The sequence below is a fragment of the Kitasatospora arboriphila genome, assembly GCF_039528095.1.
Lineage (GTDB): Bacteria > Actinomycetota > Actinomycetes > Streptomycetales > Streptomycetaceae > Kitasatospora > Kitasatospora arboriphila.
The window spans coordinates 3,112-18,574 of sequence record NZ_BAAALD010000126.1 but is presented as its reverse complement, the minus strand read 5'-3'; the positions used below and the strand labels follow the sequence as shown (position 1 = coordinate 18,574).

Genomic DNA, 15,463 nt, shown 5'->3' with positions numbered 1-15,463 from the left:
CCGACCTGGCGCGGAACCTGACCCCCGAAACCAGGGACGAAACGCCCAGTGAGAAGCCTGAATGGGGCTCGTCTGTCCGGGCCTGCGGCCCGGACCGCCACGGGGGCGCTCGTGGGGGTCCGGGGCCGCCCGGCAGCAGGTATGCAGTGATCAGAGCGAGTACCGCACGCCTGTCCGATCTGCGGAAGCCCCGGATACCCGGCGGCTCGGGGTCCTGTGCAAGCCGACCGGAGCCGCGTGTTCTCCAGCCTTCTACCGCGGGCATCGCTGCCGTGGCGGGTGACCGCGCTCGAGGAAGCCCGGCCACTGGGATGCCGTTCGTCCTGGACTCCGGCCTCCTGCCCTCCAACCTGCTTTCCGACCCCAGTCCGGCAGGGTTGCTTCCGGAAAGGCCCGAAGCCAGATGTGGATCATGTTCACCATGGAATCGCCGGGCTCACGTCGGCGGCTCGGCCCGCTGCCCACCGACGGTGTCTCGGCCGGCATCCGCCCAGATGTCGCTGGCAGGGGCGTGCCCCGCGGCAGGAGGCATCGTTCTTCGTGTGTGACGATGCCGAAAGCGGTGCCGGGACCGCGCCGGGGAAGTGCCGAAACAGTCCTGCACTTCCCGAATATGCCGATCTACGCCTATCTAAGTCTTTTGTGGCGTGAAGCTGGTCGGAGTGTCCCCGGCCAGCCTGACCCGGAGTGGGATGCACTGGTCGCTGACTCCGGCATGTGGGGGACTGGAGACGGCCAACCCTCCACGGCAGGCGGTGCTGACGCCGCGGCGATGGGTGAGCAAGACCATTGAAGCCGCGACACTCACAGCGGGGCCCGGCTGCTGTGGGCCGTTGCAGTGGTCTTCGCCGCGGCCGTGGCGTAGCGCGTTGGCGGTACGGTGGGCAGAGTGCAGGCTGAGAATACGCGGCCCCGCCTGAACCCCGAGTGCGGCGGGGCCCGACTGTTCGCCTTACGGCAACGAGAAATAGCTGCCCGAGTGAGGCCTGAAGTGACATGAGAGGCGGCAGGTCTCCCATGTCTGAACACCTTGCTCCCCTTGTTCTGCACACTTCCCGGCTGTCTGCGGTCGTCCCGAGCACCCTATTGCTGAAGTTTCTTGAGCTGCGTCTGCAGCGGGCAAGAAGGACACCGGCGATCCAGCCGACCCAGGCGGGCGCCGCAGCCGAACTCAGGGGAAGATGGCCCATGGTCGAGGGCATCACTCTTTGCCCAAGCCGGATCGGCAGCGCCACCAAGATCGCCCTCGTTGATGCCTGGCGGGAGGCTCCCGCTGAGGATTTCATGACAGAAGAATTTGCAGAATGGGCGGCGTCTCGGGGGTTTCGGAAATTGGCCGCCATTGCCCTCCCCTGATTGCGCTCAGGCCTCCTCGTGCCCGTTTTTTTCCGCGTCCTCGCCGAGGGATGCCAGGCTCTGGCGCAGCGCGTCCATCTCGCGGTCCGCCAGTTTTCCCTCGACGATCCGACGGATCTGCTCGTGGCGTGCATCGGTATATTTCTGCGGGTCCCACGTGGTGGTGAGAAGGTCGATCAGCCGCTCGGCCATCCGGAGTTCGGCATCGCCGAATTCTCTTTCGCCCTTGGGCAGGTGGTCAACTTCGCGATGCGGATCCCGTATCTCGTCGGCGAAGTAGAGGGTGTGCAACGTCAGCACTCCACCTCCGCTGTATATGGCGCCGAGGTGCGTCCTGTCGCGTATCGAGAACGGGGCGACTCCCACGCGCAGCGAACGCTCCATTGCGGAAGCCAGCAACTGGTACGTCTTCGCGTGCGCTTTTCCTCGCGGGCCGATGTAGTAGGGTGTGCGAAAATGGGCCGGGGGAATTTCGGAGAGGTTTACGAATTCCAGAACCTCGATATTTTTCGATCTTCCGTTCGGGATTTCTTCGAATTCGCCCGGTTCGATCGTCAGGTATTCCCCGTCTCCGGCGTCGAATCCCCTTTCGAGATCCTGGAAGCTCACCTCGGCGCCGGTCCGCTCGTTCACCCATTGAATGCGAACCCGGTCGGACGTGCCGCGTTCGATTCGATGGAAGCTGATGTCGTGTGTTTCCACCACCTTGTACAGGGCTATTGGCAGAGTAATGAGTCCAATAGTCAGAGCGCCGGTCCACACTGGTCCAGTCATGACGGCCTTTCCGTACCCGCCGGTGTCCCGGTGGCGGAGGCACTTGCTCGGCGTCGGGTCGATCATAATTCCCGGACCCCGGCCCGGCGCTTCGGGCGATGGGATGCAACCACTCGCCGAGGTCCTCGCTCGACGGGCGGGAATTGTCAGACCTTGACGCGCTTCGGAGTCTCCGTCGGCACCGAGGCGGCATCGGCACCGCCGGCCGCGCAGCGTCGGGCGGTTCCGTGCCGAGGGCGGGCGCGTTACCCCGTCCGGGTGCGGGGGCCAGGCGGCCTGCTCTGAGCATTCGGCGCCACCCGCGGCGGGGGGGGGGGGGGGGGGGGGGGGGGGGGGGGGGGGGCTGAACTTTCGGGCTCCGCTGCGGGCCACCCGGGTGATGTGCGGCGCGTCTTCCGGGGCCGGCTGCTGCGGCAGTTTTTACAGTCTCATTCGCGGCTCCCCGTGGAAATGGGCGGGTTGCCGCGGTTACAGGCCTAGCCTCGCCCCCCCTGTGGAGGGTCTGGCGCGGACTGCCCCTTGCGATCCCAGCCCAGCGTGCAAGGGGCTGCGGTCCGGCCCCCGGCGTAGGCACGGCGCGCGGGCCGGGCCGCCCATTGCAGCATCCCCGAGCGCCGGCGTCGGGCCATCCGCCTCGGTAGGCCCGCGACGGCAGGTCTTGCCCCCTCTGCTCGAAATAACAAAATATGCATTCATGCTGCCATGTATGCGAATTGTATTGATGTGCGGGCCGGTGGCCTGTCCGGCAGGGAGGTGAAGGTGGCCGGTGCCCGCCCGCGGCGCTGAGTGCCGTTGGTGCAACGGGTGGGGAACGCTGGTTGCTCCGGGCGGGAAGGGCCTGATTGCCTGTCCCGCCTGCCGAGGCCTGGGGCGCCTCGGGCCCCCGCCGCAGCGGCGGTGAGCGGAGGCGGCTTTCTCAGGTACGGGCCGTGCCTGACGGCCGCTCGTTTCGGCGTGGCATGTATGCGCCGGGTACAGGGTGTTTCTGCGGTGGCCGCCCGCGGTGGGGTGGCTGCCTGCAGCGGCTGCGGCCGCCCCACCGCGGACAGGCGGCAGACGGCGTTCGGCAGCCGAGCCGGACGGAAGCGAGGGCGATGGGATGCAGGAGTCGGGTGGGCTCTCGGCCGGGGCGTGCACGATCAGGCCCTATCACCGGCGCCACCGGGACCAGGTGCTGGAACTGCTCCGGGCGGACTGTCTGCCGGGGCAGTTTCCGCCCGGCACGGGCACCCTTGCCGATGCCCTGGCCGGCCGCTGTCTGGACGGGCATCCTCAGATCCACGGTGCCGACCGGCCGGTCACCGACGTCCTCTTCGACGCCCGCGGCCATGTGGCCGGGGCGGTGTGCTACGCGCTGCAGCCGCGGCAGCGGGCCGGCCATGTGCTGTGGGCGCATGCCGGGGAGGACTTCGCGGCGATGGCGGTCCTGGTGTCCTGGGCCAGGTCCCGGCTGGGAACGGGCCGTCCCTGGTACGCCTTCGCCGGATTCCCGGCCGCCGGGCCTGCGGTCGCAGGCCTGCCCTGCGCTTTCCGGCCGGCCACCGCGAAGGCCCTGCACGCTGCCGGTTTCACCCCGCTGACGGGGCAGCACTACTGGCACCGTGACATCGGCCCCCACCTGGTGGACCAGGAACCCGGCACGCACGACGCCGATCCCGTCCCGCGCCCGGCCGGCTGGTCCCTGCGCACCGGCGACGGACCGGCCGGAGCCGAGGCACTGATGGACGCTCCCCGCCAGGGCATCGCCCATCTGCACGGCCTCACCCTCCACGGCGGCGGCAACGGCCTTCACACTTTGCATGAGGATCCGGGCCGCCGTCTGATCGCCCGGTGTCTGCGGCAGGCCGCGCTGTGTGCGGCGACCGGGATGACGGCCGTCACCGACACCGCAGATCCCGACGACCCGGTCTGCCGGCTCCTCGACGAGTACGGCTTCACCCTCCTCGACGCCTTCACCGTCCACCATCGGCCGGCCGCCAAGCCTCCTGCCCGTTTCGGCCGGGCCCATGGAGCCCTGCCCGACCCGGCCGGTCAGCACGCCCCAGGTCACCCCTAGGGTCCGTCTTCAAAGTTGATCAAGCGGTGGGACCATGACGGTGTGATTCGTCGTCATGAGCTGTCGGATGCGGAGCGGGCCGTGCCGCCGCGGTTCCTGCCGAGGCCGGCAACCACCGACCTCGATGCCTATCAGGGCTACAGCTGCCGCAAGATCCGCGCCTACCTGCGCAGACGCGGCATCCGGCACACCATCCCCGAACGCATCGACCAGGTCCTCGGCCGCCTGAACCGCGGCTCACGCGGCGGACGACCACCCGCCTTCGACCGCCGCACCTACCGGCTCCGCAACGAGCAGAAGATCCGAACGAGACTGCCTTGGTGCGCTGCCGGACGACCGGCCGGCTCGGGCACCGAAACGGGTCGATCTCCTCCGACGCCCGCCGCCGCTCCGGCACCGGCGCACCCGACTCGCCCACCGGCACTCGGCGCCGCAGCCCGCAGCTCCGCGAGCCACGTCCCGATCGGATGCCGCCCTTTCCCCCCGGCGGTCGGCCCGGGACGCGGCGTCCGCAGTACGGGGCCCGCCGTGATCAACCGGCGGCTCTCACGGGCTCGCGGCGGGCGCGGATGGTACGGCGGCGCCGGGGAACCGGTCGGCGACCAGGCGGGCTGCCCAGTCCTGGACGAGCCTTTGCACCGGCGGGTGGGTCAGCCCGGCGGCACGCTCCAGGGCGGCCGCGGAGGCGGTGTCGTAGGTGTCCTCCGCGAGGAAGGAGAGTGTCTCGGGGTCGACGCCGGTCAGTGCGCGCGGCAGTCTGCGGACCAGGCCGACGGGCAGCACCATCCGGGGCGGGCGCAGGCCGAGGCGTTCGGCGGCCAGGGCGACGAGTTCGGGCAGCGGCGGCGTGGCCGGGTCGAGCACGGTGTGCAGGTGCAGCGGTTCCCTGTCGTGGTGCGGGACCTCGGCGAGGAAGGCGGCGAGGTGGTCCACGGCGACCACCGGAACGACGGTGCGCCGGGTGCCCGCGAGGGCGGGCAGGCGTCGCTCCCAGAGCTGCTCGACGAGGGTGGCCAGGCCGAGGTACTGACCGGCCTCACCGGTGCGGGAGTGCCCGATCACGGCGCCGGGGTTGACCACCGTCAGCGGCACGCCCAGCCGTGGTGCGAGGGTGCGCACGGCGATGTCGCCCTCCGTCTTGGACGCCTCGTAGGCGCCCAGCTCGCGGTAGAGGCGGTCGGCGTCGGCGGCGGGCAGGGGATGGTGCTGTCCGGCGCTGCGGCCGACCCGGTAGCCGGAGAGGTGGACCAGCCGCCGCAGCTCGGGGCGGCCGGCGGCCCAGTGCAGGGGGTGGATCGCGCCGTCCACGTTGGCCGCGCGGGCCTCGTCGCGGGTGAGGCCGAAGGCGTAGCGGGCCGCCAGGTTGACGACGTCGCGGACGCCCTCCAGCCGGTGTGCGTCGGCCGTCGGGAGGGCGAGGCCCGGTCGGGTGATGTCGGCGGCGACCGTGGTGAGCCGCTCGGCGACCGCGTCCGGTGCGGCGCCGCGGGCGGTCAGCCAGCTGCGCAGCTCGCCGTCGCGGGCGGCGCCACCGCGCAGGCCGACGGCGACGTGTTCGCCGCGGGTGAGCAGCTCCAGTACGTACCAGCGGCCGATGAAGCCGGTGGCGCCGAGGACGAGGGTGCCGGGACTGGACATGGGGATCCTTTCAAACGGATCGGTCTACATATTTTTCGGTCATGGCATGGCCGGCGCGGGGTCGACCGCGCGGGCCGGATCAGGCGGTGTCGGCGCGGATCAGCAGTTCGGCGGCGCGGGCGGCCCGGTCGAGCGGGGTTCGGCTGTGCGCGACACGGGACAGCAGCAGTGCCCCCTCCGCCAGGGCGAGGACGGCGCACGCCGCCGCCTCGGCCCCGGCACTGTCGCGGCCGTGGCGGACCAGCATGGCGGCGAGCGCGTCCTGCCACGCCTGGTAGGTGTCGGCACACGTCCGGCGCAGTTGCTCGTGGCCCGCTGCGGTTTCGAGGGCGACGGTCGCCACCGGGCACCCCTTGGCGTAGCCGGACTCCTCCATCCGGTCGCCGAGTGCCTCCAGCAGTCGGCGGACCGCGTGGGCGGGGGGCTCCCCGGATTCGGCGGCGCCCGCGATGAGTGCTCCGATGTCCTGGCCGGCCTCGGTGAGCGCGAGCGCGACCATCTCGTCCTTCCCTGCGGGGAAGTGAAAGTACATCGACCCGCGGGGTGCGCCGCTGGCGGCCAGGACGTCGTTGAGCCCGGTGCCGTAGTAGCCCCGCTCCTCGATGAGGTCCCGGGTCGCCCGTACCAGTCGCGCCCGTGTCTCCTCGCCCTTGGCTCCCATGCTGCCAAAGTAGACCGGTCGTCATATTTATGTCCAGTCGCCCAGTCGTCCAGTCGCCGCCCGACCGCCCGGCCGTCCGCGACAGAGCCACCGCGGACCGGGAGAACGGACGCGGAAAGCGCCCTTGCCGACGGCTCAGTGCTGGGACGTCCCTGCGGCGCCCGTGCCCGACGATCGGCCGTCCGACAGCACCCACGGTGGACCACGCCCACGGGTGCGGGCGTGGGCAGGCGATTCCCGCACACCGGCCATGTGTGGCCGGTGTCTCGGCCTGTTCCCGATTCGGCGCGGACACCACCATCGGTACGCCTGGCCGGCACGCCGTGCCGCCCGGTGGGCCGTGCGGTCGCCGCGGCATTCGGCGCTGCGGCCGCGCAGTCCCGCCGTGGGGCGGAGCGGTGTCCGGCGGCTGCGGCAGGCCTCTGCACGCACTCAACCACCCGCGTGTGGGTCGCAGGACGGGCCTGTGGCATCCGGTGCGCCCGTGCGCGTAGCCGTACGACAGACGTTTGGGGGAAACATGGCACTGGAGTTGCCGCCGGAGCTCGCCGCGGTGCTCGATCTCCTCGGGCTGCACTGGCCCCGGGTGAACGAGGACGAACTGGACAGGCTCGCGGACGGGCTCAGAGGAGTCGCCTCGCAGATCGACTCGGTCCAGATGGTCGCCGACAAGGCTCTCACCGCGCTGGGGGAGGTCTACCACGGTACGTCGGCGGACAGGCTGGCCGAGCTGTGGCGAACGGTTTCGACGTACTCCGGCCTGGTGGTGGAAGCCTGCGGTGCCGCCGCGAACGCGCTCAACGCCGCGGCCCTGGGCATCGAGGCCTGCAAGAGCGCGACCGTGGTCCAACTCGTGGCCACCCAGGGGGAACTGGCCGTCTCCTCGCTGCTGGGGCCGGCGGACTCCGCGGCCGTCCTCGCGGCCGGCCGGCAGATCCTCTCCACCCTCCTGGAGGACGCGGTGTCGGCGCTCGGGCAGGCGCTGGCCCAGCCGGTGGCGGACCTCGTGGAGACCGTGGTCAAGCAGCTGGTGCCCGGTGACGGGTCGGGGCCGGGCGGCACCGTCGGGGCCGGGTTCGGGGTGGACCTGGCCCGGTTGGCGTCCTGCGCGCTCGAACTGCGGCGTCACGCGGACGACATCGACTCCCACGGCAGTTCCTTCCGGCGGGTCGTCGAGGGCCTGGACATGGGCGATCCCGGGGACGCGTTCGGCAGGTTGGTGGTCGCCGCCGCCGAGCAGATCGCCACGGCCGTCGGAGTGGAGGTGCTCAGGCGGCTGCTCGGCTCGTTCCGGGGCACCGCCGACCGGATGGACCAGGTGACCCGGAACCTCACGGAGCACGAGGACTCGACCACCCGGCAGATCCACGCCGTCCTGGCGGAGCAGCAATCCCCGGCCTCTTCCCGTCCGCTGCGGCTCGCCGGCGGGGCGGGAGACACGGCCACGGGCGGGGCGTTCCACGCGGGCCCTTCCTCGACCGGCGGGGCGATGCCCGGCCCCCGGCACGCCGACGCGCCCGGACTGCTCGTCGGCGGCGCGGCCGGCCCTCGCCGCGCGACGGGACCGTACGCGCCGGACAAGCCCGCGGCGGACAGGCCCGCGGGAGAAACCTCCCGCACGGGTGTCCCGCTCCAGCAGCCACGCGCCCTTGCGGGCGGTCCGCATCCCGCCGGCCCCCACCTCGGCACCGGCCAGGTGTCCCCGAGGAGCGAGGCCGGATCCGGCACCGTCCACGGGGGAACCGGCCTCGGTCCCCTCGATCGCGGGTCGGCCGTGCAGACAGCCGGGGTGCCCGGCACGGCGACGTACGGCCAGGCCGGCGGGGGCTCCTACCAGAGCGGCCCGGGGAGTTCGAAGGCCGCAGGTCCGGTGCGGGACGCGGCGGCGCAACCGGATGCTGCCCTCGGTGTCGGGCGGGACACGCCCGCCGGGGACCCCGTCGAGCTCCTTGCGGCACCTCGACCGTCACGTGCCGCCACAGCCCAGGACTCCCGGGGAGGTGTCGGGTGACCGCGCGGCGGCCGGTTCTGCGGGCCGCCGGAGAGGCCGGTGCCGGGGCCGGTGCCGGCGGGTGCGGGTGGGCTGCCGTCCCCTTGTCGGCGGACCCGGCCGGCCGGCGCCCGATCGGCATCCTCGGTCGTCGCTTCGGCACAGCGGTCCTGCGCTCGTAGTCCCGGCCGGCACAGCAGCGGTACGTGTGGTGATGAGGCATCAGCTCTCCGGCTGATGCCTCGTTGCTTGTCGCGGCTGGTCCGGTCCGGTCTGATCCCGGCGCCGGCAGGGCCAGGACAGGACGTCCGTCCGCGGTGCGGTGGACGGGCCGGGCGAGGTGGACGGCCGGCCGGGGTCCGGGGACGGTGAGCGGGATCAGGTCCGGCGTGCGGCGGACTCGGCAGCCGTCCGGACCGTACCGGCCCTCCGCGTGCTGAGAGCACTCCAGCACTCTCGCGCGTGCGTCCCGCGACCCGGTCCGTGCGGACCGCTGCGCAATCCGCTCCCGCAGCACGACGGTTCCGTCCGACCGACGACGGGCTCCACCTCGGACAGGTTCCCGTCCTGATCGGCCCGACGAGTGAACCCGGCGGCAGTCGTGGCGGGCGTCGTTGCGGCGCTAGCGGTGACAGGCGGCCACGACCGCCAGCAGGACGAGCGCGACGGCTGCCAGCCGGAGGCATCCACGGCCTGCGCGCGAGCCGCCCCGGCGGTGCTCGACCTGTCCGCCGGGAGGAGTGCCGGGGTGCTTGGCGGCGTAGTGAGCGATCTGTTGCCGCTCACCCTCGGCGGTGCTGAGCCAGGGGGTCTTGAAGCTGCACTCGCCGCACCAGTAGCGGTGGGCCACGTCGACTCCTCGCCTGTCGTTGGTGCGCACACGGGGCACCGATGGTGACCTCAGTCATGTTCGGTGAACAGGTCAGGGAACAGGCCATCGGTGACCGGCCATCGTGGGTAGGCTCGCCGCCGTTCGTACCGGCAAGTAGGAGGAGCACGGTGAAGGATCGGCTCGGCACCCTGTTACGCCGACAGCGCGATCTCGCGGGCCTGACGCAGGAACAGTTGGCAGAGCGGTCAGGGGTGAGCGTTCGCACCATCCGCCGGCTGGAGAGCGGGAGGTCCACGGACCACCGGCTCGGGACGGTGAACCTGCTGGCCGACGCCCTCGGCCTGGGCGAGGAGGACCGGCGACACCTGGCCGCCGAGTTGACGAACCCCCGCGGCGGCAGCGCCTTCCCGGCGCCCGAGTCCGCTCCCGAGCAACCCGCCCATGAGCAACCCGCCCATGGGCAATTCGGTCCCGAGCAGCTCGTCCCTGAGCAACCCGTTCCCGAGCAACCCGTTCCCGAGCAACGCGTCCCCGTACAGCCCGCCCGGGCCGCCGGTCCGTCCGCCCCCGACGACACGCCGCCGCGCCCGCCCGTCGTTCTCGCGGCGCCCGCGCCCGTGCCGGTGCACGATGCGATCGCCGTCGCCATGAGCGAACTGGCGGTGGAGGTCAGGCGCCGCTGGCGGGTCGAGGAGACACAGCGCCGGGTTCACGATCCGTTTCCGCTGCCGGTCCGCTGGCAGCCGGCAGCCGCGAGCCTGACCGACCACGCGGAGAACGTCCAACGCCTCGGTCCGGGGGAGACCCCTCGCGAGGTGGACGTGAGCGGAGACCTGCGCGGCGTGGCGGAGGTGTACCGCCGGATCCCCTCGGGGCGGTGGGTGATCCTCGGCCGGGCGGGCTCGGGCAAGTCGATCCTGACGATCAGGTTCGTCCTGGACCTCCTGGAAGGCCCGGGCGCGAGCGTCTCCGGCCGGGTGCCCGTGGTCTTCGGCCTGAGCTCCTGGGATCCGACGACGACCGCGCTGCGCGACTGGATGATCGGCCAGCTGCTGCGCGACCACCCTCATCTGGCCGGCCGGGGCCGGCGCGGCGAGACCCTGGCCGCCGCGCTGGTCGACGCCGACCTCGTCCTCCCCGTCCTGGACGGCTTCGACGAGATAGCGGAGGGCCTGCGGCAGGAGGCGTTGGAGGCGCTCAACGACGTCTCGCTGCCGCTCGTCCTCACCAGCCGGCGCGAGGAGTTCGCGGAGGCGGTCCGGGCGGCGCACGCTCCGCTGGTCTGGGCGGCGGGCGTCGAGCTCACCGACCTCACGATCGACGATCTGTCCGGCTACCTGCCGCGCACCGTCCGCGCGGTTCCGGACGGTGGTGTCCGTGACGGTGACGGGTCCACGACGGGGTGGGACGCCGTGCTCGAGTGCCTGCGCACCCGGGAGAGCCCGGCGGGCGTGCGGCTCGCGGCGGTGCTGACCACCCCGCTCATGGTCGTCCTCGCCCGCACCATGTACAGCGAGGCGCCCGACCGGGATCCCGCGGAACTGCTGGACGCCGCCCGCTTCCCCACGGTGAAGTCCCTGGAGGAGCACCTGCTGGCGGGCTTCGTGCCCGCGGTCTACCGGCGCCGCGCTCCCGAGCGGGACGTCGCCGGACGGCGGTCGCGGTCGCCCGTCCGCGACCCCGAGCGAGCCGAGCGCTGGCTCGGGCACCTCGCCCACCACCTGGTACGGCTCGACCGCGACCGGCACGACCTCGCATGGTGGCAACTCGCCGACTCGGTGCCCCGCCCGACCCGCATCCTGGCCGTCGTCCTGGCCACCGCACTGAGCGTCACGCTGTCCGACTGGCTGGTCGCTCTCCTGGGCACCCGGCTCGGGATCGGCGAGATCCTGGTGCAGGGGGGCCTGATGGGGCCGGTCGCCGGCCTCGCCTTCGGATCCGTCTACGCGGTCATGGTCGGCCTCGGGACCGGCACGGCCTTCGAACCCAGCCGCGTCCGGCTCGCCCTGCCCACCGCCCGGGCGGGCCTCGGCCGCCGGCCCCTGCGCACGTTCGCCGCCCGGTTCGGGCACGGCCTGCTCGGTGGATCCGTCATGGGTGTCGGCTGCGCCTGCGCCCTCACCCTGGAACGGGCACTGTATCTCGGGAGCCCGCTCACCGACCCGCGCGTGATCGAGAGCACGCTGATCAACATGGTGTGCCTCGGGCTGACGTTCGGCACCGCCGCCGGTCTGGTGTTCGGTCTGATGGCCGCCCTCGAAGCGCCCGTCGACGTCACCTCGGCGGCCACCCCGATCAGTCTGCTGTCCTCGAACCGGGCGACGGTGGTCCGGCAGCTCCTCGTTCTGGCCACCACCCTCACGGTGGCGATCGCCCTGAGCGGGCGCCTGGTCGTGGAACTGCTCCAGGGCCCGCTGGGGCCGCTCCGTTGGGGTCTGTCGGACGGCCTGTTCATCGGTGCGGTCGGGGGGATCGGAGGCGCCCTCTCCTACGTGCTCGCCTTCACCGCCTGGGGCCAGTGGATCGTGCTGGCACGCGTCCTGCTGCCGCTGAAAGGCGTGCTCCCCCGGGACCCGGCCGCCTTCCTCGACGACGCCTACCGGCGCGGGGTCCTGCGCCGGACCGGTGCGGTGTACCAGTTCCGCCACGTCCGGCTGCAACACCACCTCGGCCGTACCCACCGCCACCGGCACCACGACTTCGCACCGGCCACCTTCCCGCCGCGCGGACCGGTGAGCGAGAGCCCCGAACCACGGAGGCACGCCGGCGGTCGGCGGCGGCAATCCGGTCGGCGGACTCCCCGGTGACCGCCGGTCACCCATGGCCGGTGGCATGGCCTGTCCCGCCGGCCGCCCAGGGGACCAGCATCGGAGCCGTCCGGTCCGCGGCACGCCACCGTGCCGCGGACACCCTCCGGTGAAGGAGCCCGATGAAGTCCCTCCGTCTGAGCGCCGCCGGCACGGCCCTGACACTCGCCGCCCTGGCAGGCACCGGACCGGCCGCCGCCGCGTCGACCACCGCCGCGCCCGTCGTCACCGCTGCCCCGTCCGCCCTCCCCGCCTTCGCCGACGGCCACGGACTGATCCTGGTGCCCGGGGCCACCGAGGTGCACTCCGCCACCGACTTCACGATCACCGTCACCACGGGACAGCTCTCCGGAAGCCACCGGATCCGCGTCCTGCTTCCCGGCGGGTACGCCGCGGAACCCGGCCGACGGTGGCCGGTCACCTACTTCCTGCACGGCGGCGGCGGCACCGTGGACGACGTCGCGGCCGCCCCGGCGCTGCACTCGGACTCGATGATCACCGTCGTACCCGACGGCGGCCTGAAGGGCTGGTACGCCGACTGGCTCATGCAGAACACCGCCCTGGGCGCCGCGAACTGGCAGACCTTCCACACCCAGCAGGTCGTTCCGTTCATCGACGCCAACCTGCGCACGGTTCCCGACCGGTCGCACCGCGCCGTCGTGGGCCTCTCCATGGGCGGCTACGGTGCACTGCGCTACGCCGAAGCCCGGCCCGACCTGTTCGGCCACGTCGCGTCCCTGTCCGGAGGCATCGACTTCGGCATGGCCGAGATCCGCGCCGCCGTCCTCGCCACGGAGCTCAACGTCACCGGCGCCTGGTGCGCAGCGAGCACCTCCACCCCGTCCGGTACCGGCCGGTGCACCGGCTACGGCCCCTCCACGGACAGCGACGCGATCTTCGGCTCCCCGTACCCCGTCTTCGGCGCGGACCACGTCTGGAACGAGGTCAACCCGGCCGCCGGCACCAACCTGGCGCGCCTCGCCGGCACCGACATCACGCTGTACACGGGCAGCCAGGGGCTGGTCGACCACTACACCGAGATCGCCTCCGCCACGGTGAAGGCGCGCCTGGACCAGCTGCGCATCCCGAGCCGGTTCGTCGACTACGGCAACGGCTCCTCGCTGGCCCCCGGCTGCGACGGGGGACACGACTACGGCTGCTGGGCACCCGCGCTGGCCGACTACGTCCCCCGCCTCTCGGCCGCCTTCGCCGCCGGGGACCGGACGAGCTGACCGGTCGCCGGAAGCCCGGGTCACGGGCTCTCGCCGGACCGGCATCCCGACCACGGACGAGGCGAATGCCCCCCCCGGGAGAGCCCGGTTCACCCGGAACGCCACCACGCGTGCGAGTCCCGCTCGGGAGCCCGACCCATCCCCTGTGAGCGGACCGACCCCCGCTCTCGACCAGACCAAGGAGAACACAGTGAAGCACCGCACGAAGCGACTCCCGGTCCTCGCCGCCGCCGTGGCCGCGGCGATCGTCGTACTGCCGTCGTCGGCGCACGCGCAGACCGGCGGTGACCACGCCGGCACACTGGCCGCCCTGAAGACGTTCCAGGCCGCCGCCGGCCCGGGGGCTGCCGTCCTCGCCGGGGACGCCACCACCTCCTACAGCCTCGCCGCCGGCACCGGGACGATCAACGCCAACCTCCCGATCCAGCCCACGGACCACTTCCGGATCGGCAGCCAGACCAAGCCCTTCACCGCCGCGGTGGTGCTGCAGCTCGTCGACGAGGGCAGGGTCTCGCTCGACGCCCCGATCGAGACCTACCTGCCGGGCGTCGTCGACGGCAACGGCTACCACGGCGACACCATCACCGTCCGTCAGCTGCTCCAGCACACCAGCGGCATCCCGGCCAACGACCCGCCGAACCCGCAGGCGAGTCCGGACGGCACCTACACCCTGGCCGCGCTCGTCCGGGACGGACTCGGTCACCCGCCGGCCTCGGCGCCCGGCACCGCGTTCGCCTACTCCAACACCAACTACGAGATCCTCGGCCTGCTCATCGAGCGGATCACTGGCCTGTCCGTCAGGCAGGCGATCACCACCCGGATCATCGAGCCGCTCGGCCTCGCCGGCACCAGCTTCCCGGCCGCGGGCGACCGCACCGTTCCCGCCCCGGCCGTGCACGGCTACCACGGCATCCGGATCGGCGCCCTGAACCTCTGGACCGACCTGGGGACGGCCCTGGAACCGTCGATCTACAGCACCTCCGGAGCCATGATCTCGACCCTCCAGGACGTCACCGCCTTCGACCGGGCGCTGGTGGGCGGCCGCCTGCTCTCACCGGCGACCCTCGCGGAGATGAAGAAGACCGTCACCGTCGGCGGCGGCCTCTCCTACGGCCTCGGAGTCGCCGCCCACACCCTGCCGTGCGGCGGCACGGCCTGGGGCCACGACGGCATCGTGAACGGCTATTACAGCGAGACCCTGGTCACCGCGGACGGCCGCCACGCCTCCGTGGTGACCAACGCCCACCTCGCGACCAACGCGCCCATCGCCCAGATGTACACCCTGCTGGACACCGCCCTCTGCGAGACCGCACCGTAGTCGGCGGCGCCTGCCCGGAGGCCTCGCGGGCCCCGGGCAGGCGCCGAAGGCCACGTAGGGGCGAAGGCTGCGCCGGAGGGACGAAGTGTGGGGGACACGGTGTCGGTGTACGCGTCGGAGCCGGCTTCGGGGCTCGTGATCGTGCTCCTACTGGCGCTGGTGGTGAGGCTGCTGTCGCTTCGGCTCCTGACGTCCGCCCAGCGCAACACGCGGCAGCGTGCGGAGGCAGACCGGGAGGGTCCGGCGAACTCCGGGGACTCGCGGCGGCGGCCGTCCGCGAGCTCGCGCTCGGGCTGGCGGGCAGTGTCGGCCTGGTCCTGCTGGTGCGCACCGGCGGTGTCGTCGGTTTCGAGCTGCTGAACGACTCGATCGCCTTCGGACACGCGCGGGAGCTGGTCATCATGTCGCACCTGTCGTGGACGGAGGCGCGGATCTGGTTCGTCGTCGTGGGGGTGCTGCTGCTGGGCACCGGGTTGCTGTTCTGGTCGCTGACGCAGCGGAACCTGTGGGCCGCCGGCCCGGCGGCGCGTCCAGCGGACGGCGCGGCACTGGTCGGGCTCCTGACGGCCGCGCAGGCGGATCCGCCTGAGTTCGCAGACACTCTGCGGGATCAGATCACCCGGGGCTGGCGCACGCTCGTGCTCTGACTCGACACCTCGCTCTGCGTTTTCGGGGCTCGACCTTCTCGCCGGGTCGGGGTGGTTTCACCGGTGAGCCGGCGGGGCCATCGGTCAGCCGCTGGCACGCTGGCACGCTGGCACGCTGGCACGCTGGCACGCTGGCACGCTGGCACGCTGGC

The 15,463-nt window shown here is 72.4% G+C and carries 11 protein-coding genes and 1 pseudogene; 8 read left to right on the top strand and 4 right to left on the bottom strand.

Translation table 11 applies throughout. The features are described from left to right. Positions 1-1,017: 1,017 nt before the first annotated feature. Entirely contained in the window at positions 1,018-1,356 is a 339-nt protein-coding gene (locus ABD353_RS35950) for a hypothetical protein (RefSeq protein WP_344627920.1), read from the top strand. A gap of 6 nt (positions 1,357-1,362) precedes the next feature. Here ABD353_RS35950 and ku read toward each other — a convergent pair whose 3' ends face one another. Next, a complete protein-coding gene (ku, locus tag ABD353_RS35945) occupies positions 1,363-2,130 on the bottom strand; it encodes a non-homologous end joining protein Ku (protein WP_344627919.1) in 768 nt (255 codons plus the stop codon). A gap of 1,171 nt (positions 2,131-3,301) precedes the next feature. Here ku and ABD353_RS35940 point away from each other — a divergent pair. Together ABD353_RS35940 and ABD353_RS35935 are read left to right on the top strand one after the other, a co-directional pair. After that, on the top strand, positions 3,302-4,186 hold the full coding sequence (locus tag ABD353_RS35940) for a hypothetical protein (protein WP_344627918.1): 885 nt from the start codon (positions 3,302-3,304) through the stop codon (positions 4,184-4,186). Positions 4,187-4,318: 132 nt separating this feature from the next. Next, positions 4,319-4,477 (top strand): annotated as a pseudogene (locus tag ABD353_RS35935) (IS5/IS1182 family transposase); the annotation flags it as partial. 255 nt (positions 4,478-4,732) lie between these two features. Here the strand turns inward: ABD353_RS35935 and ABD353_RS35930 are convergent. Together ABD353_RS35930 and ABD353_RS35925 are read right to left on the bottom strand one after the other, a co-directional pair. Continuing rightward, positions 4,733-5,824, bottom strand: coding sequence for an SDR family oxidoreductase (locus tag ABD353_RS35930; protein WP_344627917.1), 1,092 nt, complete (start codon positions 5,822-5,824; stop codon positions 4,733-4,735). A 79-nt stretch (positions 5,825-5,903) separates the two neighbouring features. After that, positions 5,904-6,485, bottom strand: a complete 582-nt coding sequence (locus ABD353_RS35925) for a TetR/AcrR family transcriptional regulator (protein ID WP_344627916.1) — start codon at positions 6,483-6,485, stop codon at positions 5,904-5,906. Positions 6,486-7,005: 520 nt separating this feature from the next. Here ABD353_RS35925 and ABD353_RS35920 point away from each other — a divergent pair. Next, positions 7,006-8,496 carry a WXG100-like domain-containing protein gene (locus tag ABD353_RS35920; RefSeq protein ID WP_344627915.1) on the top strand — a complete coding sequence of 497 codons (1,491 nt, stop codon included), beginning with the start codon at positions 7,006-7,008 and terminating at the stop codon, positions 8,494-8,496. Positions 8,497-9,097: 601 nt separating this feature from the next. Here the strand turns inward: ABD353_RS35920 and ABD353_RS35915 are convergent. Continuing rightward, positions 9,098-9,325, bottom strand: coding sequence for a hypothetical protein (locus ABD353_RS35915; protein WP_344627914.1), 228 nt, complete (start codon positions 9,323-9,325; stop codon positions 9,098-9,100). Between the two features lie 149 nt (positions 9,326-9,474). On the opposite strand from ABD353_RS35915, the gene ABD353_RS35910 reads away from it, so the two are divergent. From ABD353_RS35910 to ABD353_RS35895, 4 genes are all read left to right on the top strand, one after another. Continuing rightward, on the top strand, positions 9,475-12,114 hold the full coding sequence (locus ABD353_RS35910) for a helix-turn-helix domain-containing protein (protein ID WP_344627913.1): 2,640 nt from the start codon (positions 9,475-9,477) through the stop codon (positions 12,112-12,114). Positions 12,115-12,236: 122 nt separating this feature from the next. After that, positions 12,237-13,346: an alpha/beta hydrolase gene (locus ABD353_RS35905; protein WP_344627912.1), complete on the top strand. Its 1,110-nt coding sequence runs from the start codon at positions 12,237-12,239 to the stop codon at positions 13,344-13,346. A 190-nt stretch (positions 13,347-13,536) separates the two neighbouring features. Then, positions 13,537-14,664 carry a serine hydrolase domain-containing protein gene (locus ABD353_RS35900; protein ID WP_344627911.1) on the top strand — a complete coding sequence of 376 codons (1,128 nt, stop codon included), beginning with the start codon at positions 13,537-13,539 and terminating at the stop codon, positions 14,662-14,664. Positions 14,665-14,987: 323 nt separating this feature from the next. Then, complete coding sequence (locus ABD353_RS35895) at positions 14,988-15,311, top strand: hypothetical protein (protein WP_344627910.1); 324 nt, start codon at positions 14,988-14,990, stop codon at positions 15,309-15,311. Positions 15,312-15,463: the final 152 nt, after the last annotated feature.